The organism is Sporosarcina sp. 6E9 (assembly GCF_017921835.1).
GTDB lineage: Bacteria > Bacillota > Bacilli > Bacillales_A > Planococcaceae > Sporosarcina.
This window is the reverse complement of the sequence record NZ_JAGEMN010000001.1, coordinates 1,593,363-1,617,236: the sequence shown is the minus strand read 5'-3', so window position 1 is coordinate 1,617,236 and position 23,874 is coordinate 1,593,363. Positions and strand designations below refer to the sequence as shown.

Here is a 23,874-nt window from a genome sequence, read left to right as displayed (position 1 = left end):
TACAGAAGGTGGAAAAAATTATGGAAAATAATACAGACCGTGCTTTAAAGTTATTCATTGTCTTATCACGTTCATGTAAAGTAATTTTAGAAGAAGCGCATCAATTAATTGATCAATACGGATTGAATCCAACCGAGTTTGGTGTTTTGGAATTGCTTTACCATAGAGGAAGACAGCCCATTCAAAAAATTGGCCAGAAAATCTTACTTAGAAGTGGCTCAATGACCTATGTTGTCGATAAACTTGAAAAAAGAGGATTTTTGAAGCGAGTATTCTGTTCAGAAGATAAGCGCGTAACCTATATTTCAATAACGGAGGCTGGAATAGAACTGATAGAATCTATATTCCCCGAACATGCAAAAAACATCGAGTCCCTCATGGGCGGTTTAACTGCCGAAGAGCAAAATACAGCAATTGATTTACTAAAGAAACTCGGTTTATCAGTGAAAGATCTATCTTAAAAAAATGGCAACTCAAAACTGAGTGCTGTTTTTTTTATTATCAAAAACCTATAAATACAAAGTTTTTTTGTTTAACTTACAAATAATTGAGATAAGTTTGGATTAACAGTTTTCAATCTGCTACTATATTAATAAAGCATAATAATTTAATGATTAACAATTACTAGGAATGCATTGATAATTCTAAACGACTAGTTCAAAGTATTGGAACCGCGGAGGGGTACTGGTGGAAAAAGAGATAGAGGAAACCCGTAAATTAATGATTGAAATTGCTGCGGCAACAGGCATAGGTTCAGAGGAAACACTAAAGGTAAGCCAAAAGCTAGATGTTTTGATTAATCAATATGACAGTTATCAAAAGCAAGATAGGAATCTGTTAAAAGAAAAAATTATAATCGGAGGGGTTATGAGTGGTTTCAATCCAAGAATTTAAGCAAGAATTGAATCAGGCTATTATTGGTAGGGAAAAAGAATTTGATTTTATGTTAATTGCATTGTTGCAAGAAGGTCATGTTTTATTAGAAAGTGTTCCGGGTTCAGGTAAAACAATGATGGCAAAAAGCTTTGCTAGTGCATTCAAAGGTGATTTCAGACGTATACAATTTACGCCCGACGTACTTCCATCTGATGTGACGGGAATCCGTTATTATAATCCGCAAACGCAGGATTTTGTATTGAAAGCAGGTCCTGTTACAACGAATATTCTTCTGGCAGACGAAATAAACAGGGCAACACCACGTACGCAGTCAAGTCTTCTGGAGTCAATGGAAGAGAAACAAGTAACAATCGATGGTGAAACGATAAAACTTCCAACCCCATTTATGGTCATAGCAACTCAAAACCCAATCGAGTCTCAACAAGGAACTTTTCCATTACCTGCTGCCCAACTCGATCGTTTTCTGTTCAAACTGAATATAGGTTACCCGTCAATGGAGGAAGAGCAACAGATTTTAAGACAATACGGGAATAATCCAGGTGAAATTACGACTTCATCAGTAATCGGTCCGAACGACGTGCAACTATGGGCCACTGAAGCAGGCAACGTAACGGTCCATGAAGATATTGAACATTATATATTGAAACTTGTCCGGGCGACTCGAGAACATCCTTTCATCGAACTAGGACTTAGCTCGCGTGCAGCACTCGCTATCTTACGTGCTACCAAAGCGTATGCATACATCTCAGGTAGAAATTTTGCGACACCTGATGATGTGAAAGCAATCATTGAACCTGCAGCCTTGCACCGTATGGAGTTGTCAACGGAAGGAATGCTGACAAAAGAATTAGAAGGTGTATTGGATGACATTATTAGTTCAATACCTGCACCGATAGAGGCGGCAATCTGATGAACTGGAATCGCCATGAAGAGGGTTTCAAATCACTTCATATGCTGATGGGAGTCGCACTTGTCTTCTTATTGTTTGCACTCATTTATTTTCAAGTTGTTCTGGCTGCCTGTTTCGCTTCTATTCTGTTAATGGGTATTGTTCAAAATATGTACTATAAAAACGTAGGGAAAGACTTGAAACTATTACCTGTTAAAAATAAAGCACGCTTTTTAATTGGAACTGAATCTGATTTAGTCATGGAGTTTGAAAATGGAAGACTGCCAATTTGGAATGGTAAATTAACACTTTCAATAGAGGATTCTGTGATTCCGACACTCAATGACATGCAACATTTTAGTGGGATTTTTGATTTTACAGTTCCTTTTTCAGTCGGAAGTTATGAAGTGGTTCGGATAACAATTCCGTTGGAAGGCAGGAAAAGAGGGATATCTAGAATAACACGTGTCATCGTTGAAGTTCCCCATATATTTGGGGAAGGTTCGGTTTTGATGGAGCTAGAAGATCCGGTGAATCAAGAAAATCTCGTATATCCAAATATAGTTCCATTTACTGGCCAATTAAATCCGTCACCGTTCAAACCGGGTGAAATTCCACAACGACAATCATTGTTTCACGATAAGTTTCAGCCAGTTGGGACTCGGGACTATGTACCATCTGATCGTTTTGATCAAATTCATTGGACTGCAAGTGCTCGTATGCAAAAGTTGCAAACAAAAGAGTATTTGCCAGTTACCGAACAATCGGTGATGTTTATCCTAAATGCCATTGAAAAATCGCGCACGGATGGCGACTTCGAAAGGAAAGTGGAGCGTCTAGCATCGTATGTTGATTATTGTACAAGTCATGTCATCCCCTATGAAATTATCATCAATATACGCACGTATGGAATGCAACCATACATTCATCAAGCCACCGGGACAGGAAAAATCCAACATCAAAAATCGCTTGAGTTATTAGCGCAAATATCAGAGAAAAATGCAAAAATCCCTTTTGAGAATATACTACAAAGTATTGAGTCGAAAGTACAATTAGCACCAACAATTGTACTCATTACTCACGAGCCCGAACGTTTTCATGCCTTGCATGGTAAATGGTCTAAGCGCAGCGAAGTAATTATCGATAGTTCTTATGAAAGGGGTGAGGCGCAGTGGATCAACGACAAATCGACGATTTCAGTTTTAGGCTGAAGAATGTTGAAAGTTTCATCCTGGAACTCATACTGCTAACTTATCCGCTTCTTTTAATTTCAGAAAACTTGTTCGTGAGTCCACATTATTTACTAATTGTACTTGCCATTTGTATAGGAATTGCATGCTATTTCTTATTTAATATTAAACGATACTCTATTTTAATGGGATTGCTATTTTCATTCTTGCTTGTCGTACCGTTTTATTTTATCGGGATGGCAACACCAATAGTGGTTTTTGTTTTTATGTACACTTGCTGGCGGATACACGCAAATTTTGGTTTGCAACGAAATAGCAGATGGAACTTCCTGGCGATAAATACAATCGTCTTTACGATTTTTTATTTAATAACACGAAGTTATCTACCGAAGGCAGATGCAACTGAAATCAATAAAGAGAATGTACAATTGTTCTTATTAACGACAATTTTATTTATTGTGTTACGTTATCTAACGATATTATTCCTTGGAAGACGCTTGCCAAAATTTGAGTGGTTTGAAATAACTAAAGTATTTGCGGCAATGATAGGCGTGGGAATCACGACCTACTTGTTAATTTATTATCTGATTGAGCCCTTCCGTACAGCGGTACTTGCAATTTTAGGATTTCTATTCGGCGGATTGTTTATGTTCGTGTCAGCAGCGATAACACCATTTATCGATTACATTATTGATTGGATCGATTACTTAAGATGGAAAAGGTATCAAGAGATGGACCCGCCAACAATCTTTAACGATGAAGACCAAATGAATGAAAAACTAGAAATCCTTGCTGCAAGCGCCGAACTGAATATCGGTGTTTACGTAGTCATTGGTGCTGCCATATTAGCTGCTATCGTTCTTTATTTGAATTTCAGACAGAAACAACATCATTACGATGAATCGGAAGGTGCAGCTTATAAAGTTCGTTTATTCGGTCGGGGCGATAAAAAGAAATCGGATGTCGAACAGGTATATGACTATTCAATCGCATCAAATGCTGTGCGAAAGGCTTATCAGAGTTTTGAAAATGATGCCCATGAGGCAAAGTATCCTCGCTTTGCAGGGGAAACGGTAAAAGAATGGTTTTTGAGAATGGGTTGGAGAAATGACGATAATTTATTTGCGACTTATGATAAAGCACGCTACGGGGCAATGACGCTGACGGAAGAAGAAAGTCGTCTATTTGTGGATGAATTAAATGAAATACGTGAAATGTATTTTATTAATCGGAGATAGACATGGTTTCACCCGATGGGATGGGAACAAGATCAATCAGCTCATTTTTGACGAATGACAAAGTTCGATTTAGTAGCTTGACGATTTTTGAAAAGAAAGTCGATATTTTGTAGAAACATTAAATAAAATAAAAAATAATTTTTATAAAAATGTTTAATCACTAGATAATTCGGGGATATTATATTTGAACACAGCAACATTCTCATTTCCCCCTTTTTAGGATGAACTTTGACAAAAAGTTCATCCTCTTTTTTTGTTTAGCCATAAAAACATGTCGGAATCTATAACTTCTGATAGAATAAACAAAATAGTTGAATTACATGGGGAGGAATTGGAATGACTTTAAAGAAAGTTGCCTTTATAGGTACTGGCGTAATGGGCAGCAGCATTATTCGACACTTACTTCAGGCTAAATATGAAGTCACTATTTACACACGCACAAAGGATCGTGCAACGGAACTAATTGATGACGGTGCGAAATGGGCTGAAACGCCAAGCGAAGCAACAGCAGGTGCAGATATCGTGATTACGATGGTCGGTTATCCTACCGATGTGGAAGCCGTTTACTTTGGTTCATCTGGTATATTTGCAGCGGGAAGTGAAGGCCAGATCTTAATCGATATGACGACATCAAGTCCTGCATTAGCCAAACGTATTGCTAGCGTTGCCGTGAAACGTAACATGGCCTCTATCGATGCACCTGTATCCGGTGGCGACATCGGCGCGAAGAACGGCACGCTTTCAATTATGTGCGGTGGTGATGAGGCAGTATTTAATAAGGTGCTTCCAATATTGGAAGTTTTCGGGAAAGATATAATTTATCAAGGCGATGCAGGAGCAGGCCAACATACAAAAATGTGTAACCAAATAGCCATTGCGACAAATATGATTGGCGTTTGCGAGGCGATTGTCTATGCGGAGAAGGCAGGACTTGATCCGAATATTGTTTTAAAGTCGATTTCAACAGGTGCTGCTGGCTCTTGGTCACTTTCAAATTTAGCGCCTCGCATGCTACAGAAGGATTTCGAACCAGGATTTTATGTGAAACACTTTTTAAAGGATATGGATATCGCATTGGCAGAGGCTGAACAAATGGGATTGAACTTGCCAGGCTTGGAGCTCGCGCGTAGCATGTATCACCAATTGCTTGAACAAGGATTTGGGGACAATGGCACACAGGTCTTGTATAAAAAATATCAATCATAATTGTAATTAAAAAGGTGGACGAGCTGATTGCGATTATGCAATTAACTCGTCCACTTTTATTATTAGCCATCTAAATATGACGAACGAAAACTATTTGTTTTGTGAACGTTATGAACACTTTTCTTTTTTAGTTTACTTTTCTTTATAATTGGCTTTTTTGGGGGGATTCCTATGAAACCTTCAAGGAGCTCTTTGGCAACGCGTAAACTCATGCGCTCTTGAGGATTACGAGCAGTTTGGTCTTGTTGACCAAGATGTGGAAGAGATTTGAAGTCTTCTTTTTCAGGGATCATGTGGAAGAGGAAATCGCAACAACGAACCAAGGTCGTTGAATGTTGTTGACTAAACTTTGGATTATCGACGAAATGCAATCCGATTTTTGTTGCGTGACCTTTTTTTATGAGTTTCTCAAGCGCTAATTTTTTGAGGTCATATAACTCTTTATTATCCGGCGCGGTTTTTGCATGTCGATTTACAGTATAGATAGCGACTGTAAGGTCTCTAATAGTTGGACTGCTTTTCAAAATAGGCCTCCTTCTAGTATTGTTAAAATATATCTAATCTTTATAATATCAAAAAGGTGATTCTTTGTACATGAATTAAGCGGATTTGTGGAACGTTATGAATGACTGGAAAAGATAATTTAGAATCTTTCGTCGTCATTCTACTTCAGATGTGATATATTATGAGTGAGCATTCATTCACTAAGGGGGAATAATATGTTTAAGGAAAAAGTGATTATTGTTACAGGTGGATCAAATGGCATGGGGAAATATATGGCGAAAAAGTTTACAGATGAAGGCGCAAATGTTGTCATTACCGGCAGAAATCTAGACCGCTTACATGCGGCCAAAGAAGAAATTGGCGAAAATGCTTCTGTTTTTCAAATGGATGTCAGAGATGTTGAATCTGTTCAACAAATGGTCAACTTCGCAGATAAGAAATTTGGACGCATCGATGGCCTCGTTAATAATGCTGCAGGAAACTTTATCGTTCGTGCAGAAGACCTTTCAGCAAATGGATGGAAATCTGTCATTGACATTGTATTAAATGGAACATTTTATTGTTCGAGTGCGGTCGGAAAGTATTGGATAGAGAACAAGCAAAAAGGCGCGATTTTAAACATGCTTGCAACATATGCTTGGGATGCTGGTGCGGGTGTCGTACATTCGGCGGCAGCCAAAGCGGGTGTCATGTCGTTAACAAGAACACTTGCGGTTGAATGGGGAACGCAATATGGTATTCGAGTGAATGGGATTGCACCAGGTCCAATTGAACGGACGGGCGGAGCAGATAAGCTGTGGGAATCAGAAGAAGCAGCAAAACGAACACTAGCTTCAATACCATTAGGGAGAATTGGGAAACCGGAGGAAATTGCAGAACTAGCGGCATTCATCATGTCTGAGAAAGCTGCATTCATGAATGGTGAAATTGTTACGCTTGATGGCGGACAATGGTTAAATAAATTTCCGTTTTAAAAATATTTCAACGGTTAATAAGGGATTAATTGCACATCCTTTTATAAAGGAGTGATGTGTGTATGGACATTTGGACGATACCGTTTATTATTGTTGTCATTATTATTAGCACGATTTGTATTTTAACCGTTAAAAAAACAAGTCGAGCTGTCGGAATTTTGAACGAAAAAAATGCGTCAATACCTGAAGCGGTTGAGGATCATCCATTTACATTAAATCCAATATTCTGGATAATATTGGTGGCTACACTATTTGTCGGGATTATTATTTTGTACTATGCATTTTCAAACTATGTATGATAAATTGGATATCTCACTACTGTAAGAAAACCTCTTTTTCAAGGAAGAGGTTTTCTTTTCGCTCTATACAAAAGGCTTCTTGTGATATGATAGATGAGTAGGTTTAGAATTGTCTAGCACAGAGATAGAAGGAGCCGATTTGCATGATTTCTGTTAGAAATAAAGAGTTTTTGTTTACCCCTATCGCAGATTATATTATTTCAGCTGAAAAGGTAGTTCACGTTCAAATTGGTAACAATGCGGAACATGCCCTCCTCGTTTTAACTAAAACAGGATATTCATCAATTCCAGTGCTTGATGCAAACGACCGTTTAAAGGGACTTCTTAGCATTCGAACAGTTACGGATTCTATTTTAGGCTTAGCACATATCGAATATGAACGATTACCCGATTTAAAAGTTGATGAAATAATGAAAACCAATATTCCGACGATACGGACTACAGATCGCTTTCAAAGGGGATTGGACTTAGTAATTGATAATCCTTTTGTTTGTGTTGTAGAAGAAGATGGAACATTTGCCGGTATTTTAACAAGAAGGGTAATCTTAAAACAGTTTAAGAAGTATATATATTCCGTTGACTAACGGTGATGAAACAACCTGAGAAGGCTCCGTAGTAGGGGCCTTCTCTTTTTGAAAGGTGAAATATATGAGATTAAATAAAAAAGCAACGAACAGACCGCTCGTCCTTATATCAGTCATGCTTGCTATGTTTGTTAGCGCAGTCGAAGCGACTATTGTGACAACTGCAATGCCTGTGATTGCATCAGATCTGGGTGGTTTTTCGAGATATAGTTGGATATTTTCTGCATATTTGTTAATGAGTACCGTAACTGTTTTAGTTTACGGAAAATTAGCCGACCTATTTGGAAGAAAGCCAATTTTATTTATCGGTATGACGATTTTTATTATTGGTTCTTTTTTATGTGGATTTGCAACCACCATGGAACAGCTAATTTTATATCGACTTATCCAAGGCCTGGGGGCTGGTGCCGTTATGCCAATTGTGACGACTATTGTGGGGGACATTTATACAACAAAAGAACGAGCAAAAGTGCAGGGTTATTTATCTAGTATTTGGGGTATTTCGGCCGTTTTGGGACCAGCGCTAGGCGGCGGGATTGTTTATTACTTTAGTTGGGAATACGTTTTCTGGGTAAATATTCCACTTGGCATTTTAGCTATGATTGGGATTGGTGTTTTTCTTCAAGAACCTGAAAGGGAGAAAGAAGTTTCAATTGATTATAAAGGCGCAATCTTATTAACGATTTCTTTGTCTGCCATTTTATTTTGGCTAGTTGAAGGCGGTCAATCTTTCGGAAGGCTATCTTTCTCTAGTATCGCATTATTATTGATGAGTTTTGGTCTATTTACATTATTCGTTTTTGTGGAACGGACTGCTAAAGATCCATTAATGCCTTTTTCAATTTGGAAGAATCCAGTAATTTTATATGCCAATTTAGTTTCCTTTACCACTGGTTTTATATTAATAGGGATATCTGCCTATTTACCGACCTTTGTAACAGGCGTTATGGGTCAACCTGCAATTATCGCAGGATTTACTTTGACTGCAATGTCGATTGGTTGGCCAATAGCTTCATCATTCGCAGGGCATTTATTAATCCGTTGGGGGACATTCAAGGTGTCGTTTGTCGGAGGGATTTTTCTCGTTATCGGATCGATGTTGTTTGTCACGATGACTGCAACTTCAGGTCCATTATGGGCAGCGATTTCAAGCTTCTTCGTCGGCATAGGTATGGGGCTAACGGGTACTGCTTTCGTCGTTACAATCCAAGGAGCTGTACCGAGACACAAGAGAGGATCCGCAACAGCGGCGAATATGTTCATGCGTAATTTCGGGAATACAGTGGGCGCAGCTTTTTTTGGCGCAATATTAAATGCTACGCTGATGACTGCCTTTAAAAAGAATCAATCTAGCTTGGACGTTGATGATGTAAATCTTCTATTGACAGAAGAGGGGCGCAAAGCAATTTCGGTGCCAGACATTAATCTTCTCGAAAATGCACTTGGCCAATCCCTTCAATGGGTCTATGTTGGCGTTGCTGTATTTGCAGTAATTAGTCTTTTGCTCATTTTACGAATACCACGGGGAAAGGAGCTTTTAAATGTCGATGATTGAACTCGAAATCATAAAAACACTTGCCGAGGAAGGGAATATGCGAAAAGCTGCTGATCGTTTATTCCTATCCCAACCAGCCTTATCACAACGTCTCCAATCAATTGAAAAAGAATGGGATACATTATTGTTTATTCGCTCACAAAAAGGATTGGAACCAACGCCTGCCGGTGAACTAATCGTTGAGTATGCAAAAGAGGCTTTACTGAAAAAAGAAGAAGCCCTTGAAATGATTGCATCGATGGCGGATAAAGTGCACGGGACATTAAAAATAGCCTGTGCATCAATTATTGGCCATACGTGGTTGCCTCAGGTGCTGAAGGAATTTGTTGAGCGTTACCCGGATGCACAAATATCCCTAATGACTGGTTGGAGCTCAGAAATTGTGAAAGCGTTAAACGAACGGGAAGCGCATATAGGAATTGTTCGTGGTCAAACGGATTGGAAAGGTCGTAAGGAGTATTTATTTCGAGACCAATTGTATCTCGTAGACAATGAAATAACATCCCTTGATCAAATAAAAGAAACGACGCGTCCATTTGTTCAATTTAAAAGCGATTCGAACTACCATCGAGAAATTCAACATTGGTGGCAACGACACTTCGCGCAAAAACCTCAAAGGCAAATCACAGTAGACCAAATTGAAACCTGCAAACAACTTGCGCTTAATGGAATTGGTTATGCAATCCTGCCATCAATCACGTTAATCGGTGATGAAATAGTTAATAAAATCCCACTTTTGAACAGCGATGAAGAATTTGAATTGACGCGGGATACTTGGCTTATTGGATATGAATCGTCTTTTGCATTAAAGCAAGTATCCGCATTCACGGAAATTGTTCAACAACACGCGAAAAAAGTTCAAAGAAATAAAAATTTTCAGTAAGGGGAACTTTACTCTCGCTAATTCGTACTATTATGAAAGTATCATACAAAACGGGGGCCATAAATTATGATGAAAAAAGTTATGGGATTTTTACTGGCAATCACAGTATTTATCTTGATAATTCCGGGTGTAACTGCCTTGGCAAAACCAGATTTGACTGTGAAAGTGTCCGCCGGAATTGATGGGAAAGCAAAGTATGAAAAAGGTGCGCCCGTATCAATAACTATTGAAAATACGGGAACTCATTTTAGTGGTGATCTAGTAATCGATGTGGTGGAGTCCTATCAACAAGGAATGGGTAAAGCCTTTCCTCTTGAAATCGGAACAGGAGAAACAAAGACGATTTCTTTCTTTGTGAATAATTTAGATGGCATGTCTGGCATGTACGGAAATCAACATTTCAAATCCATCTACTTGTACGAAGGCGGTTGGAAAAAAGGTAAGGAAATTAAATATTCAGGTGCAAAGTTTCCAACTGCAACGATGTATCATGACGAAAAGATGATTGTGACATTTACAAATAACATAGACCGACTTATTGCACTAAAAAGTGTCGACATCGGACCCGTCCCCAATGTGTTGGTAATTAATTCGGAAAAAATAGATGTTATGAACTTTCCGGATGATGCACGCGGTTGGGATATGGTTGATTATGTTGTCATGGATGAATATGCTTTTGCTGATTTACAAAGCGAAAAACAACTTGCATTACTTGAATGGGTGAAAAATGGCGGAATTATAATAATAGGTAGTTCAGATAACTTGGAAAATGAAGTTGGCGTTTTTGCACCTTATTTACCATTGAAATTGACTGAACAAATTGACGTTGTCCCCACGGTGTTAAATGAATGGGCGGATACAACGGAATTCGAGGAAACAATCCGTGTATATTCATCCGAACTTAATGACGGCGCGTTTACACTCCTTGAAGAAGAAGGTCATTTACTAATTGCCGACAAAAAGCTTGGTCAAGGGCTAATCATTCAAACTGCATTTTCCTTAGGTGATGAGCCAATGGCAAAATCTTCTGGAATGACAGCTGTCTGGAATAAAATATTTTCTGTTGGAGAAAATGTGGTCAATTCTCCTTTTAAAAAAATGTATGATCCGTTGAATCAACTATCCTATACAGTTGGTACTACTAATGAATTATTTCCTTCCTTTAAAGTTTCTGCATCTCTAATTTTTGGAATCATTACATTATATATCATTATCATTATTCCGATATTGTACTTTATATTAAAACGTAAAGATAAACGTGAATATGCTTGGTGGATTATCCCTGCGATTGCGCTATTAACATCAGTTGCAATTTTCGGATACGGTGCGAAAGATCGAATTGGCCGGGCACAAATTCAACATACAGCAATTTTAAATGTAGAACCGGATGGAAACGTCAAGGGATATTTCGCGGAATCGATACTCTCCAATAAATCGGGAGATTATATCTTTAAGGCTCCTCATGGAACACTACTTGCTGCTTCACCCCAAAATACAATGTTTAACACAAGTGGCAATCTGTTGCATAAAAGAGCGATGCTTGAAAATGATGCTGCAGGTACCGCATTACATTTTAGAAATGTAGGCTATTGGAATGTGGCATCGGTTTATGGCGAAACAAACCTAAAAGACGTCGGGGAGATTGTAAACGATTTAATAGTTAAAAAAGGGTTGTTAACGGGTTCAATAACAAATGATTTTCCATTTGAATTAAAAGATGTAGCAATATGGTCAGGAAGTGATTTTATTCCCTTAGATAATATTGGCGCAGGGGAAACCGTTGAAATCAAAGAAGAATTAAAAACAGCTCTGTTAAGCCCAAGATTGCCGTATCAAGGGATGTACACTTCAGCTGCAAACGACGACCTTATGAAAATACGAAAGAATGATGCGCTAGCTTTTTTTAGTGAGAATATGAGCGCATCAAACAAACCAGTTTTGGTTGGCTATACGGATACGCAAATAGTCCCAGTCACACTTGAAAATGTTAACACTTCACTTTCTTCATTAACTTTGATTGTTCAACCTATAAAGTCAGATCTCATACTACAAGGCAAAATAAATGCTGATGAAACTATGCTTGAAATGTATATGGCGGTCAATGAACCGGGTTATGGTGAGTATGTTATCGATAATCCAATACAGGAGACATACACAGAGGGAATGGAATATACACAGTCATGGAGACTGCCGGAAGAATTAGTGGCCGCGGATATTGACTGGATTAGCATGAAGCTATTCAATCTTGACCATCAATTGTACAGTAGCCAGATATTGAACATCCTAACCGGTGAATTTGAATTAATCGAATCAGATGAGCTGGCATTAACCGAAAACATGTCTGATTATATAGCTGAGGAAGGGATTGTCACCATTCAAATTAACTTTAATAGTGGGAAATATAGTACTGGTGAAGTTCTCCCAAAACTGGAATTAGTCGGGGAGGTGTCAAAATGATTGAGATAAAAGGTGTTACAAAAAAATACGGTAACTTTAAAGCACTAGATGATATTAACTTGTCCTTAAAAGAAGGAACAGTTTTCGGTTTCGTCGGTGCTAACGGTGCAGGAAAATCAACGATGTTTCTGATGCTTGCGACGCTTTTACAACCAACATCGGGAGAATTATTTATCAATGGAATCAGTGTTCGAAAAAATCCTACGGAAATTCGTAAAATGATTGGATATATGCCGGATTTTTTTGGTGTATATGATCAATTGAAAGCGGATGAGTATTTGGATTTTTACGCTGCAAGTTATGGTATTTCTGAATCAGAACGTAAAAAAATTATTCCTCAACTGTTGGAGCTTGTCAATTTGACACATAAACGTTATGAATACGTTGACTTATTATCAAGGGGAATGAAACAACGACTATGTTTAGCACGCAGTCTTATCCATGACCCTAAAGTTCTGATTTTAGATGAACCCGCTTCTGGTCTAGATCCAAGGGCTCGTATTGAAATGCGAGATATTTTAAGATCTTTGAAAAAAATGGGGAAAACAATATTAATATCTTCGCATATCTTGCCTGAGTTAGCGGAAATGTGTGATGAAATTGGCGTCATCGACAATGGTAGAATAATTGCGCATGGTTCGGTCAATGAGATTCAAACTCAACTCAGAGGAGAAAAAGTGATTACAGTCTCTATGACGCGACCAATTGAACAAAAAATCATTCGTTTTTTCGAAGAGAATCCATTCATTACGAATATTGAGTTGTTAGAAGCCATTCATGGATTTAGTTTTGCATTTAAAGGAACTGATGATGACCAGGTTGAATTGTTGAAAAGTGCGATGATAAATGACATTCCTATTCTTTCGTTCACAGAGCATGTTACTAATCTAGAAGATGTATTCATGGAAATAACGAAAGGAGCGACTGAAGATGAAGCTAAAATTAAATAATCCAGTTTTATCGAAAGAAATAAAGTTAAGATTTAGATCACCGAAAAGTTTTAACGGAATACTGTTTTATTTAATCATTATGTGTATTTTCGTTTTCGGTTTTATCTTCGTTACGATGAGTGTCAATCAAACGGCTTATTTCACGCCAGATGAAAGTTTCTTCCTGTTTACGCTGCTTTCGTTTATTCAATTGGGATTAGTATTATTTATTAGTCCCGGACTGACAGCAGGCGTGATTAGTACAGAGAGAGAAAAACAGACGTTGCCCATTTTATTGACGACATCACAAAGTTCCTTTCAAATTATTTTGGGAAAATTACTGTCATCTATCGCCTTTTTATTACTACTAATCTTTGCCGGACTTCCGATTTATAGCCTTGTATTTCTATTTGGAGGGATATCACCTGTCGATTTCGGATTGGTTTTTCTATTTTTATTCGTCACATTATTAGCCATTGGCAGTCTTGGGGTTATGTTTTCGACAATTATTCGTCGCACGATTGTATCGATGATTGCGACGTATGGAACAATGCTGTTTTTAACGACTGTAACGGGGTTCTTAGCTATAATGTTCGCGCAATTGATGTCGTTAAGTACAAACGCAGTACCGACGTCGTTTCCTACCTATTTTTTGGCGTCGATTAATCCCGGAGTCCTCATGGCTTCTTTATTATCACCGGATGTCAAGGAAGGAATTACTTCGTTTACGGTCATAGATTTTCCGATATGGGGAACGTATTTAATCTTTTATTTATCTATCACCGCGTTGTCGTTGTTCATTGCGGTTAAAAACTTACGCGTAAATATGAAACGACTTAAATAAGAGGAGGTTTGGCGAATGGATAGAAAAACATTGTTACACACCTATATTAACGCTGCATTGCTTCGTCTGCGTATTGAGAAAATCGTCTATAGGATGCAAACGGGAATGTTCTTTGCGGTTGTGAGTGCAGTATTAGTATTTATGCTTTCGAGGCTATTCGTCATTCCCTATTATGAACGTTTTGCGATTACCTTAGCGGTTCTTATCTTAGTGGGAACTGCTCTTTATACTGTTTACAATCGAGTTAGAAAAAATGAAGCGACACGACAATTGGATCGATATATTCCACATAATCTTCTGGTGACTGCAGTTTCAATTAAAGATAGTGATTCCTTATTAGCTTCGTCTGTTATTGAAGAGGCTAATGTAAAGGTTTCAAAGGCTTATGAGAGTTTTAAAAACCGAGAAAAGAAGTTTGTAAATTTAAAAATGTTACTCGCAAGTATAGTAAGTTCTGCATTTCTAATTTTATTAATTACTTTTCCATCAGAGGCGCAAATTGAGGCCGAGGCAATTGAAGAAGAAAATCTAATTGTTGATGAGTTGAAAAAGGCGGTTAAGGATTTAGTTGAAAAGGAAAAGATACCGGAAAACAAAACGGCACTAGAGGATTTGCTTGTTAGTTTAAAGGATGCGAAGACCTCTGAAGAAGCACTAAAAGAATTGGTGAAAAAACAAAAAGAACTCCGTTTGCAAGAGTTGCGGTTAACTGAAAAGAAAAAGCTTGCCGCGGATACCGCCAATCCATCTGATGATGGACTATCTGATGCAGAGGAACAAGAATTAACAGCGCTAAACGAACTGTCGACAAATCTAGCGAAGAGCATTGGGAAGGCTAATACAGCATTAAGTAAAATTGGGAAAAGTATGGCTTTACCTGCATTAGCAGAGAAAAATGATTCACCCGCGGTTAAAGAAGCAGGCAAAGGCGAACCTTCAGGAGCAGGCGAAGGTCAAGGGGAGGGCAAAGGGGAAGCTAGTGGGGAAGGTAAAGAGAACGATGGCATAGGCGAAGGCCAAGATGATGGTCAGGGTCAAGGTCAGGATCCAGGTCAAGGCCAAGGCCAAGGTCAAGGTCAAGGTCAAGGTCAAGGCCAAGGCCAAGGTCAAGGTCGGGATCCAGGTCAAGGCCAAGGCCAAGGCCAAGGTCAGGGCCCTGGTCAAGGTGCCGGAATAGGAAAGGGATCCGGCGGACGTGATTTGCTATCTATCCCATCAGAACGGATTGGGACGGCAAAAGATCCTATGATTGATGGCGGAAACCTCAATGAAGGAGAATCTACCGAAGAGCGGGAAGCTTATGGGCTTACAGAAAGAGGAACTATTCGACCTTATAACGAAGTAATTGGCAATTATAAAAAGTCTTATTTGGAAAGTACCGGGAAAATGAATTTATCACCAGATTTACAACGAGTCCTATCCGATTACTTTTCGTCTATTGAATAGAAGATATGGGAGTGAATTGAGCTTATGCCTTACACGCAGGAACAAATTAAAGAAATGAGCGAAAAGCTACGAAACGTGAAAGACGAAATTGGTAAGTTTATTGTTGGTCAACATGAGGCGGTTGAGTTTTCGCTCTATTCGATCTTAGCCGATGGTCATGCACTTCTTGAAGGGTTACCTGGGTTGGGAAAAACAATGCTGATTCGGACGATATCCGAGGTACTTGATCTCTCATTTTCAAGAATTCAATTTACACCCGACCTGATGCCTGCTGATATAACGGGAACAAGTATTATTGAACGAAATGAAGATGGAAAACAAAAATTCGTATTTAAAAAAGGCCCTATTTTTAGTCAAATGGTGCTTGCTGACGAGATTAACCGGGCAACACCGAAGACGCAAAGTGCCTTGCTTGAAGCAATGGGGGAAAAAACGGTTACCGTTCTTGGAGAAACGCGTGAGATGTCGCGTCCATTTTTTGTCCTTGCAACACAAAACCCAATTGAGATGGAAGGAACGTATCCACTCCCGGAAGCCCAAATGGACCGTTTTCTTTGTAAAATCCATTTGCCATTTCCAAAGAAAACAGAGTTGAAAGAAATCATGATGCGTACTACAGGCTCTAAAGAAATAAAAATAGAAAAAGTGATGAATGCCGACGAAATTGTTGTTGCCCAGCAAATGGTAAAAGAAATAATTATTGCCGAAGAAATGATTGATTATGCAGTCGATCTAATTTCGGCAACACATTTTAAGGACGAAACAAGCGGTGAATGGACGGATTATGTTCAATACGGTAGCGGTCCCCGTGGGTTGCAATCAATTATTAAATTAGCGAAAGCACGAGCATTCCTTGCAGGAAGACTTCATGTTTCAATTGCAGACATTAAAATCGTGGCCCTTCCCGCGCTTCGTCATCGTATTTTAATCAATTACGAAGGGGAAGCAGAAGGAGTAGAAGTTGATCATCTTCTATTGAAATTAATTGAAGATGTGAAACAAGGGGCATCTGTTTAATGTCTGAGAATTTATTTCCAAATAAGCTTCTAAATCGATTGGGTGGGCTATCAATTGCGACAAAATCTGGGAGACTCGGCCATCATAAAGGGACACACCGTTCTAAAAAGACAGGTTCTTCATTAGATTTTTCGGATTTCAGAGAATATCATATGGGCGATGATATTCGTCATATCGATTGGAATGTGTATGCGCGAACAGGTCAACCGTTTATCAAACAATTTCTTGATGAACAAGAGATGCGCATTCATGTCGTATTGGATTCAACGAAATCCATGAAGGTAGATGGAAAATGGGATTATGCTCGTAAAATTTGTGCTGGTCTAGGTCATATTGCGTTAAAAAGCGGCGATACTGTTTCAGTTTCGACACGGGTTCATGGTCAAAGTCGTTTCATTCGCAAGAAAGGGATTATGCATCGAGCCGCAGTTACTAAATTTCTATCGTCAATTGAGGAACCGAATTCAGAAAGTGGTTTTACGGACAGTATATTAAGCCATATCCCAAAAGCGGTAACCGTTTTATTTCTTGTGACGGATGGTCTTGAAAAAACGGAAAACTGGGCACATTTATTTAAAAGGTTACGAGGCATTTGTAATGATGTACGTATAATTCTTGTACAGTCGGAATCAGAAGAACTGCCATCATATGAAGGTGATGTACGATTGGTGGATATTGAAAGTAACGACGGTGTCGAAGTTACAATGACAAATCGTTCAATTCGACAATATATCGAGGCGAAGGAAACCCATGAAGGTAAATTATTCATGTTGGCAAAACAATATGGAATCCAGCTTATTCATGGGCAAGTACAGGTCGGCGTCATGACATTGATGACGAAAAAGATGCGCCAAGTCGGTTGGCTGGAATAGGGGGAAGGGTCATTGGGATTTGCTAATTTACTTTACAGTTGGACAGTTCTTTTCCCGATAGCCGTCCTTCTTTATTATTTTTTCCGCAAGAAGTTTGAAGTGAAAACAATATCCTCCACTATGTTTTGGGAACAATCGATGCGCGAAACAAAGGTATCTCCGTATTTGAAGAACCTGCAGAAAAATGCTTTATTTTATTTGCAAATGTTGGCGTTATTACTATTATTATTTATTTTATTGGCACCGTTTATTACAAAAGAAGAAGCGATTCGCGGCCAAACGATTATCATTGTTGATACTTCGGCCAGCATGCTGGTGGAAAAAGACGGAACTTCATTGTTTGATAAACATAAAGATGCGATCAGAAAACTTGTGAATGAACGGTCAGGCCAACCGATTACGATTGTAGCGACAGGCAAAGAACCTACGACAGTCATTCGAGAAGAAAAGAATGCAGAGGAAGTAATTTTAGCAATTGATCAATTGAAAGTTTCGTATGAACATGAATTTATGGAAAGAGCCATTGAATTCACACAGTCAATTGCGGCTGAAAGGGAAGTGGATATTCATATCTTTACAGATTCACTAGAACAGCAAACCCTTCCCGAAGCGAGTGATAAGATGGCGTGGTCGGTGAATGCATCCAATGACAATTATCAGAACGTTTCAATTGATAAGTTTGGCGCTATCGCTACGCAAGATGGAACAGAAGCGATTATTAAACTCATCAATCAATCAGGAAAAAACATCGATGGGATTCTCATTCTGACTGATTCATTAACCGAAACTGTATTCGTAAAAAGTGATTTTATGGTCGAGGGGGAAGATGAGTTACTTTTATCATTTAAAGACTTGCCAACCAGTACTGCTTTAACAGCAAAAATTTTAGTCGACGATGATTACGCAGTCGATAACGATGCGCATATAATCCTTGGCAATGACGCAACTAGTGCGATTATAGATAATCAGTTACATGAGCTTATCAAGAAAGCATTCGAGGCCGTAGGTTTGTCCGTTTCCACCGGGTCTAAAAACGAATTAATTGCATCCACAGATGCATCGATAATCGTGACAAATGATGTTGCATTTCTTGAGTTGGGCAATAAACCAATCATTCTAATTGGTAGAAATGATGGAAATCCGGAAGAAGTTACTGGTGTAATTTCAACTTTATCAGATCCTTTGTTTTCTATTGCAGATCTCTCGGATGTCTATGTAAGTGAAGTTTATCCAGCATTCAATGAACATGAAACAATCGCGATGATTGGAAACAAACCACTTATCCAAAAATCGAGCCGAGGCGATATTATTATTCTAGCGGATGTTGAAATGACAGATTGGCCACTTCATGCTTCATTTCCATTATTTATATGGAGCGCGATTGGGCAAGTGGGTGCTGAAGGAAACGCGTTGGGGACTTTTACTCCAAATGAACGAAGAGCAGTCCTCTCAAGCACCCAAGCAGGGAGAATCGAAGTTTTTACAATTGAAGATGAATATGTGACGACAATCGCAGATTCTTCGAGTTTCATCGCGCCGCAACCGCCTGGTGTTTATAAAGCGCGGGAAGAAGCTATTGAAAAACTATTCACCGTCCAACTCGAACCAGAGGAGCTAAACCTGGAAACAGGCTCATCTTATCGTATTGGCAAAGCGATTAACGGCAAGGGAACTGAAGTGAATAAGTGGATGATTGGAAAATATTTTATATTTCCGGTTTTATTGTTGATGTTGATGGAATGGGAGGTGCAGCGAAGACGTGGATATCCGAATTGAACAACCATTATGGCTACTTCTCTTCATTCCAATTGGGCTATATCTAATCTATACATGGCGGTCATCGGGGCAGAAAATGATAAGCCGCAGTACGATTTTATTTGTACTGCGCGGTATTGCGGTCGCTTTACTTATCTTTGCTTTGACATCACCCTATTTAACACTTCGGGTTACTGAAGAACAAGTCTTATTTGTCGTTGATCGATCAGCTTCAATCGATGAGGTAGGAACGGCTGCGGATTCTTGGATTATGGAAAGTTTGAAGGGAAGAAAAACAAATCATTCCGTCGGGATTTATTCTTTTGCCGAAAATTTTCGCACTGATGTGAAACTGACAGATGTGGAAGTCGTTGTTCCAGTAATTGATAATTTGGAGAAAAATGAAGCAACAGATATTGCAAAAGCAATCGACTTATCTTCAGCCCTTGCAAATCCTAATTTAGCTACTCGCATTGTTTTGTTATCGGATGGGTTAGAGACGGCTGGATCCATCGAAAAAATCATACCTAAATTTAAAGATAAGCGAACAGTGATTGATACAGTGATATTAGAACGCCCTGCAGGAGCTGATGCGTCGATTATTTCATTTGAGACGCCAAGAACTTCCTATACCGGTGAACAACAATTGCTTCGTGTAGAAATAGAGGCTTCCGAACGAACGACTGGCAATCTCTTTATTTATGAAAATGATCAAGTGATTAGTCAACAAGAGGTAAAACTCGAACAGGGTGGAAATTCGTTTTCGGTTAGACGGGCTTCAAGTATGGATGGATTATTGAAATATGAAGCAAAGTTAGTTGTTCCGGATGATAAAATTTTGGAGAATAATCGAATGGTTTCAGTTACAATGATTGAAAGTTCTCCACGCGTGCTCGTTGTAGAAACTGACGGGAATGCATCGATTATTCCAACATTGCTCGATCAAGAAGCGATGGCGGTTGATACAATCAATGCGAAGCTGTTGCCGGAAACACTTTCTGGATATATGGGGTATAGTGCAATTATTTTTGATAACGTTCCGGGTCATATTGTCGGCGAGAATCGAATGGCAATTATCGAACAAGCGGTAAGAAAATTCGGAACAGGATTCATGATGGTTGGCGGAGAAGAAAGCTTTGGGCTTGGCGGTTATTTCAAGACACCTATCGAGCGACTTCTTCCAGTCGAAATGGAGATTAAAGGGAAAGAACAACTTCCATCCCTTGGCTTAATCATTGTACTGGATCGGTCAGGCAGTATGTCGGGTTCTAAAATAGTCCTTGCAAGAGAAGCGGCCGCTCGTTCAGTCGAACTGCTGCGAGATGATGATACTTTTGGTTTTATTGCCTTCGATGATCAGGTTTGGGATATTATCCCACTAGCGCCATTAGGAGATAGGAATAAGGCAATTGAGAAAATATTATCAGTTTCTGCGTTGGGCGGAACTGATATATATCCAGGAATGAAACGAGCCTATGATGATCTTACGAAATCCGATTTGCAACGCAAGCATATCATTTTATTGACAGATGGCCAATCGGAAATGCCGCGTGGTTATGAAGAAGTAATTGCTAATGGAAAGAGTAATAATATTACAATGTCAACGGTCGCCATTGGAAGCGATGCGGATCGAAGATTGTTGGAAAGCCTTGCGGAAAGCGGGGGTGGTAGGTTCTATGATGTCATTGATGAATCGACCGTTCCAGCAATCCTATCACGGGAAACTTCTATGATGACCAGAACCTATATCGAAGACAATCCGTTTTACATGTCTCTCGGTGGTGTTCCCGAATGGAATGCATTATTCTCAGAAGGGGTTCCGGAAATGAATGCCTATATCGCAACGACATTGAAAAATACGGCAACCATGATTGGAGAAAGTACCAAAGAGGATCCGGTTTTATCTGAATGGATGTATGGTCTTGGGAGAACCGTTGCATTCACGTCAGATTCGACGGGGAAGTGGACTGGAGATTTTGCAAAATGGGGCGGGTATGGAGACTTTTGGAATACGGCCGTAGGACGCCTTCTGCCGGCATATGAAGATGTTCCATATATTATCACTCATGAACACGGACGGACGTATACGGTGATGGACAGCGCGCGTAGCGCGGCGTTTCTCGAGGTCGCAATCATTGATGAAAAAGGTGTCGAAGTTCCTTTCACATCCGAGCCATTAGCGCCCGGTAAAATGCGCATAACCGTCGATGCAAATCCAGGACTTGTATTTTTTGGCGTAACGGATGATAAAGGCGGTTATTTTGAAGCTGGAATTTCTGTGCCTTACAATGAAGAATACAAAAGGGTTCCATCAAATGTTCAGTTGCTCGAAAAAATTGCCGACTCGACAGGTGGGATTGTACTGGAAAATCCAACTGATGCCTTTCGTAGCCACCCATATAAGAGTGGGGAAAAGAAAAAGATTGCGCAGGGACTTATTCTCGCAGCGATGATTTTTTTCTTTATTGATATTACGCTACGTCGGTTTGGATTTTTTAAAGGATTAGGGACGAAACGGCTTACTGAAGAGCTTGTAGAAGATACATCAACAACTGCTGAAGAAAGTTTTTCCGAGTTACTGAAAAACAAACGCAAACGATAAATAAACAAAAAACGTTAGACCCGACAATGGTCTAACGTTTTTTCTATCTGATGGGGTCAAGTAATTCCGAACTTCGTCTCGACCATAATAAGGCGATTGAAAAACAAATAAATAAAATAACTGTTCCAATAATATATGGATAAATAATATTGATATCGAATAAAACACCTGCTAATGCTGGACCAATCATATTTCCTAGGCTCATATACGCAGTAATCATTCCTGCCGCGAAACCTTGTTCATCGCCTGCTAATTTTGAAACCAGCGTATTAACAGCGGGGCGCAGAAGTGCTGTTGCTGTGAAAAATACCATGGATACAATCAGTATCATTGAAAATGAATTCACGAATAATATCCAAAGCATCGCAACCGCTGAAATTACAAGATTGACAAGGATAACACGCATTTCACCAAAGCGTTTAAACAATGGCCCAATGACAAACATTTGCGCTATGGTTCCAACGAAACCACCGACTGTGATGATAATGGCAATTTGTGAGATTGTATACCCGTATTTATGATCGACATATAAAGAAATCGTTGATTGAAAATTAGCAAGTCCGAATGAGAAAACGAACATGACAATGAACATAACGAAATAGGGAGTTGCCGCTGAACGCTTTAACTGCTGAAATATATTTTCACGTTTTCGTACAATGCTGGAATCATGAGCCACGTTAGGTTTTGGATTTGGCAGTGCGAAAAATGAAATGATTGCTGCGATGATTGCTACGGATGCACCGATGAAAAAAGGGAATTCCAAGCTGACTTTCGACAAGAACCCACCTATTCCTGGTCCAATCACGAATCCAAATGACATTGATGCAGCTAGCAACCCCATTCCTCTACCACGCTTTTCAATCGTTGTTAAATCCGCAACGAATGCCATAGTCGGTGGAAGAATGAAAGCCGCTCCTAAACCTGAGAAGAACCTAGATGCAAATAACATCCATAGCTCTGTAGCCATCCCAAAAGTTAGCTGCGATATACCATAGACAATCAATCCTATGATAATTAGACTTTTCCGTCCATGTTTGTCGGATAAGTCACCTGCGAGCGGTGAAAAGATAAATTGTGAAAATGAAAACATTGCAATCAAGAAGCCAAGAACTTGTCCTGCCACACCAAATGTACCCAAGTACTCTGGCATAATCGGAATGATGAGACCGATTCCTGACATGGTAACGAATGTATTAAACATTAGTATGTAAAGTGCAAAATTAGTTGATTTGGTCATAATTATCCCAGCTTTCTAAACTGTTTCGAGGTACAAAGTATCTTAACATATGTCCTCGCTTATTACACTTACTTGAAACCTAAAAGATCGAGTAAATGAGTTTGCTAGTTTGTCTTACGTTGCTTAGTTAGGGAAAAACGTTTCCTTCTTTTACAAAAACGTTGCTTGCTTATTGTGAAACGTTTCCTTCTTTTACAAAAACGTTGCTTGCTTATTGTGAAACGTTTCCTAGTTTAGCGAAAACGTTTCTAAGTATGTCTTACGTTGCTTAGTTAGGGAAAAACGTTTCCTTCTTTTACAAAAACGTTGCTTAGTTATTGTGAAACGTATCTTAGTTTAGCGAAAACGTTTCTAAGTTTGTCTTACGTTGCTTAGTTAGGGAAAAACGTTTCCTTCTTTTACACAAACGTTGCTTGCTTATTGTGAAACGTTTCCTGGTTTATCGAAAACATTTCTAAGTTTGTCTTACGTTGCTTAGTTAGGGCAAAACATTTCC

Annotated in this window: 21 protein-coding genes; 19 read left to right on the top strand and 2 right to left on the bottom strand. The window is 39.1% G+C overall.

Going from position 1 to position 23,874, the window contains the following annotated elements; translation table 11 throughout:
* Positions 1–17 precede the first annotated feature (17 nt).
* The 6 genes from J4G36_RS08365 (at position 18) to J4G36_RS08340 (ending at position 5,420) form a co-directional block, all read left to right on the top strand.
* The gene (locus J4G36_RS08365) at positions 18–461 is read left to right on the top strand and encodes a MarR family winged helix-turn-helix transcriptional regulator (protein WP_483315893.1); all 444 of its coding nucleotides are present in this window, start codon (positions 18–20) and stop codon (positions 459–461) included.
* 226 nt (positions 462–687) lie between these two features.
* Positions 688–894: an aspartyl-phosphate phosphatase Spo0E family protein gene (locus J4G36_RS08360; protein WP_246880444.1), complete on the top strand. Its 207-nt coding sequence runs from the start codon at positions 688–690 to the stop codon at positions 892–894.
* Complete coding sequence (locus J4G36_RS08355) at positions 872–1,807, top strand: AAA family ATPase (protein WP_210469563.1); 936 nt, start codon at positions 872–874, stop codon at positions 1,805–1,807. Before J4G36_RS08360 ends, J4G36_RS08355 begins: the two co-directional genes overlap by 23 nt.
* Positions 1,807–2,997, top strand: coding sequence for a DUF58 domain-containing protein (locus J4G36_RS08350; protein WP_210469562.1), 1,191 nt, complete (start codon positions 1,807–1,809; stop codon positions 2,995–2,997). The genes J4G36_RS08355 and J4G36_RS08350 overlap by 1 nt, the downstream gene beginning before the upstream one ends.
* Positions 2,958–4,214, top strand: a complete 1,257-nt coding sequence (locus J4G36_RS08345) for a hypothetical protein (RefSeq protein WP_210469561.1) — start codon at positions 2,958–2,960, stop codon at positions 4,212–4,214. Before J4G36_RS08350 ends, J4G36_RS08345 begins: the two co-directional genes overlap by 40 nt.
* 336 nt (positions 4,215–4,550) lie before the next feature.
* Entirely contained in the window at positions 4,551–5,420 is an 870-nt protein-coding gene (locus J4G36_RS08340; RefSeq protein ID WP_210469560.1) for an NAD(P)-dependent oxidoreductase, read from the top strand.
* Between the two features lie 62 nt (positions 5,421–5,482).
* Here J4G36_RS08340 and J4G36_RS08335 read toward each other — a convergent pair whose 3' ends face one another.
* Positions 5,483–5,944 carry a YkyB family protein gene (locus J4G36_RS08335; RefSeq protein WP_246880443.1) on the bottom strand — a complete coding sequence of 154 codons (462 nt, stop codon included), beginning with the start codon at positions 5,942–5,944 and terminating at the stop codon, positions 5,483–5,485.
* 195 nt (positions 5,945–6,139) lie between these two features.
* Here J4G36_RS08335 and fadH point away from each other — a divergent pair, with 195 nt between their 5' ends.
* The 13 genes from fadH (at position 6,140) to J4G36_RS08270 (ending at position 22,141) form a co-directional block, all read left to right on the top strand.
* The gene (fadH, locus tag J4G36_RS08330; protein WP_210469559.1) at positions 6,140–6,898 is read left to right on the top strand and encodes a 2,4-dienoyl-CoA reductase; all 759 of its coding nucleotides are present in this window, start codon (positions 6,140–6,142) and stop codon (positions 6,896–6,898) included.
* Between the two features lie 62 nt (positions 6,899–6,960).
* The gene (locus J4G36_RS08325; protein ID WP_210469558.1) at positions 6,961–7,197 is read left to right on the top strand and encodes a hypothetical protein; all 237 of its coding nucleotides are present in this window, start codon (positions 6,961–6,963) and stop codon (positions 7,195–7,197) included.
* 143 nt (positions 7,198–7,340) lie between these two features.
* Positions 7,341–7,781: a cyclic-di-AMP-binding protein CbpB gene (gene cbpB / locus J4G36_RS08320; protein WP_210469557.1), complete on the top strand. Its 441-nt coding sequence runs from the start codon at positions 7,341–7,343 to the stop codon at positions 7,779–7,781.
* Between the two features lie 64 nt (positions 7,782–7,845).
* The gene (locus tag J4G36_RS08315) at positions 7,846–9,336 is read left to right on the top strand and encodes an MDR family MFS transporter (RefSeq protein WP_210469556.1); all 1,491 of its coding nucleotides are present in this window, start codon (positions 7,846–7,848) and stop codon (positions 9,334–9,336) included.
* Positions 9,323–10,219, top strand: a complete 897-nt coding sequence (locus tag J4G36_RS08310; protein ID WP_210469555.1) for a transcriptional regulator CcpC — start codon at positions 9,323–9,325, stop codon at positions 10,217–10,219. The genes J4G36_RS08315 and J4G36_RS08310 overlap by 14 nt, the downstream gene beginning before the upstream one ends.
* A gap of 66 nt (positions 10,220–10,285) precedes the next feature.
* Positions 10,286–12,676, top strand: a complete 2,391-nt coding sequence (locus tag J4G36_RS08305) for a hypothetical protein (protein ID WP_210469554.1) — start codon at positions 10,286–10,288, stop codon at positions 12,674–12,676.
* Positions 12,673–13,626: an ABC transporter ATP-binding protein gene (locus tag J4G36_RS08300; protein WP_210469553.1), complete on the top strand. Its 954-nt coding sequence runs from the start codon at positions 12,673–12,675 to the stop codon at positions 13,624–13,626. The genes J4G36_RS08305 and J4G36_RS08300 overlap by 4 nt, the downstream gene beginning before the upstream one ends.
* Complete coding sequence (locus J4G36_RS08295) at positions 13,607–14,449, top strand: ABC transporter permease (RefSeq protein ID WP_210469552.1); 843 nt, start codon at positions 13,607–13,609, stop codon at positions 14,447–14,449. Before J4G36_RS08300 ends, J4G36_RS08295 begins: the two co-directional genes overlap by 20 nt.
* Positions 14,450–14,464: 15 nt before the next feature.
* The gene (locus tag J4G36_RS08290; RefSeq protein WP_210469551.1) at positions 14,465–15,895 is read left to right on the top strand and encodes a hypothetical protein; all 1,431 of its coding nucleotides are present in this window, start codon (positions 14,465–14,467) and stop codon (positions 15,893–15,895) included.
* Positions 15,896–15,919: 24 nt separating this feature from the next.
* Positions 15,920–16,912, top strand: coding sequence for an AAA family ATPase (locus J4G36_RS08285; RefSeq protein ID WP_210469550.1), 993 nt, complete (start codon positions 15,920–15,922; stop codon positions 16,910–16,912).
* On the top strand, positions 16,912–17,784 hold the full coding sequence (locus tag J4G36_RS08280; RefSeq protein WP_210469549.1) for a DUF58 domain-containing protein: 873 nt from the start codon (positions 16,912–16,914) through the stop codon (positions 17,782–17,784). The genes J4G36_RS08285 and J4G36_RS08280 overlap by 1 nt, the downstream gene beginning before the upstream one ends.
* Positions 17,785–17,796: 12 nt before the next feature.
* Entirely contained in the window at positions 17,797–19,560 is a 1,764-nt protein-coding gene (locus tag J4G36_RS08275; RefSeq protein ID WP_210469548.1) for a vWA domain-containing protein, read from the top strand.
* The gene (locus J4G36_RS08270) at positions 19,544–22,141 is read left to right on the top strand and encodes a VWA domain-containing protein (RefSeq protein ID WP_210469547.1); all 2,598 of its coding nucleotides are present in this window, start codon (positions 19,544–19,546) and stop codon (positions 22,139–22,141) included. The genes J4G36_RS08275 and J4G36_RS08270 overlap by 17 nt, the downstream gene beginning before the upstream one ends.
* A 43-nt stretch (positions 22,142–22,184) precedes the next feature.
* Here J4G36_RS08270 and J4G36_RS08265 read toward each other — a convergent pair whose 3' ends face one another.
* Positions 22,185–23,378: an MFS transporter gene (locus tag J4G36_RS08265; protein ID WP_210469546.1), complete on the bottom strand. Its 1,194-nt coding sequence runs from the start codon at positions 23,376–23,378 to the stop codon at positions 22,185–22,187.
* Between the last annotated feature and the right edge of the window lie 496 nt (positions 23,379–23,874).

What these genes read in the sequence shown, in the direction of transcription:
- J4G36_RS08350 (WP_210469562.1), top strand. Translation starts at nt 1,807, where the DNA reads ATGAACTGGAATCGCCATGAAGAGGGTTTCAAATCACTTCATATGCTG.
- J4G36_RS08340 (WP_210469560.1), top strand. Translation starts at nt 4,551, where the DNA reads ATGACTTTAAAGAAAGTTGCCTTTATAGGTACTGGCGTAATGGGCAGC.
- fadH (WP_210469559.1), top strand. Translation starts at nt 6,140, where the DNA reads ATGTTTAAGGAAAAAGTGATTATTGTTACAGGTGGATCAAATGGCATG.
- J4G36_RS08325 (WP_210469558.1), top strand. Translation starts at nt 6,961, where the DNA reads ATGGACATTTGGACGATACCGTTTATTATTGTTGTCATTATTATTAGC.
- cbpB (WP_210469557.1), top strand. Translation starts at nt 7,341, where the DNA reads ATGATTTCTGTTAGAAATAAAGAGTTTTTGTTTACCCCTATCGCAGAT.
- J4G36_RS08315 (WP_210469556.1), top strand. Translation starts at nt 7,846, where the DNA reads ATGAGATTAAATAAAAAAGCAACGAACAGACCGCTCGTCCTTATATCA.
- J4G36_RS08310 (WP_210469555.1), top strand. Translation starts at nt 9,323, where the DNA reads ATGTCGATGATTGAACTCGAAATCATAAAAACACTTGCCGAGGAAGGG.
- J4G36_RS08305 (WP_210469554.1), top strand. Translation starts at nt 10,286, where the DNA reads ATGATGAAAAAAGTTATGGGATTTTTACTGGCAATCACAGTATTTATC.
- J4G36_RS08300 (WP_210469553.1), top strand. Translation starts at nt 12,673, where the DNA reads ATGATTGAGATAAAAGGTGTTACAAAAAAATACGGTAACTTTAAAGCA.
- J4G36_RS08295 (WP_210469552.1), top strand. Translation starts at nt 13,607, where the DNA reads ATGAAGCTAAAATTAAATAATCCAGTTTTATCGAAAGAAATAAAGTTA.
- J4G36_RS08290 (WP_210469551.1), top strand. Translation starts at nt 14,465, where the DNA reads ATGGATAGAAAAACATTGTTACACACCTATATTAACGCTGCATTGCTT.
- J4G36_RS08285 (WP_210469550.1), top strand. Translation starts at nt 15,920, where the DNA reads ATGCCTTACACGCAGGAACAAATTAAAGAAATGAGCGAAAAGCTACGA.
- J4G36_RS08280 (WP_210469549.1), top strand. Translation starts at nt 16,912, where the DNA reads ATGTCTGAGAATTTATTTCCAAATAAGCTTCTAAATCGATTGGGTGGG.
- J4G36_RS08265 (WP_210469546.1), bottom strand. Translation starts at nt 23,378, where the DNA reads ATGACCAAATCAACTAATTTTGCACTTTACATACTAATGTTTAATACA.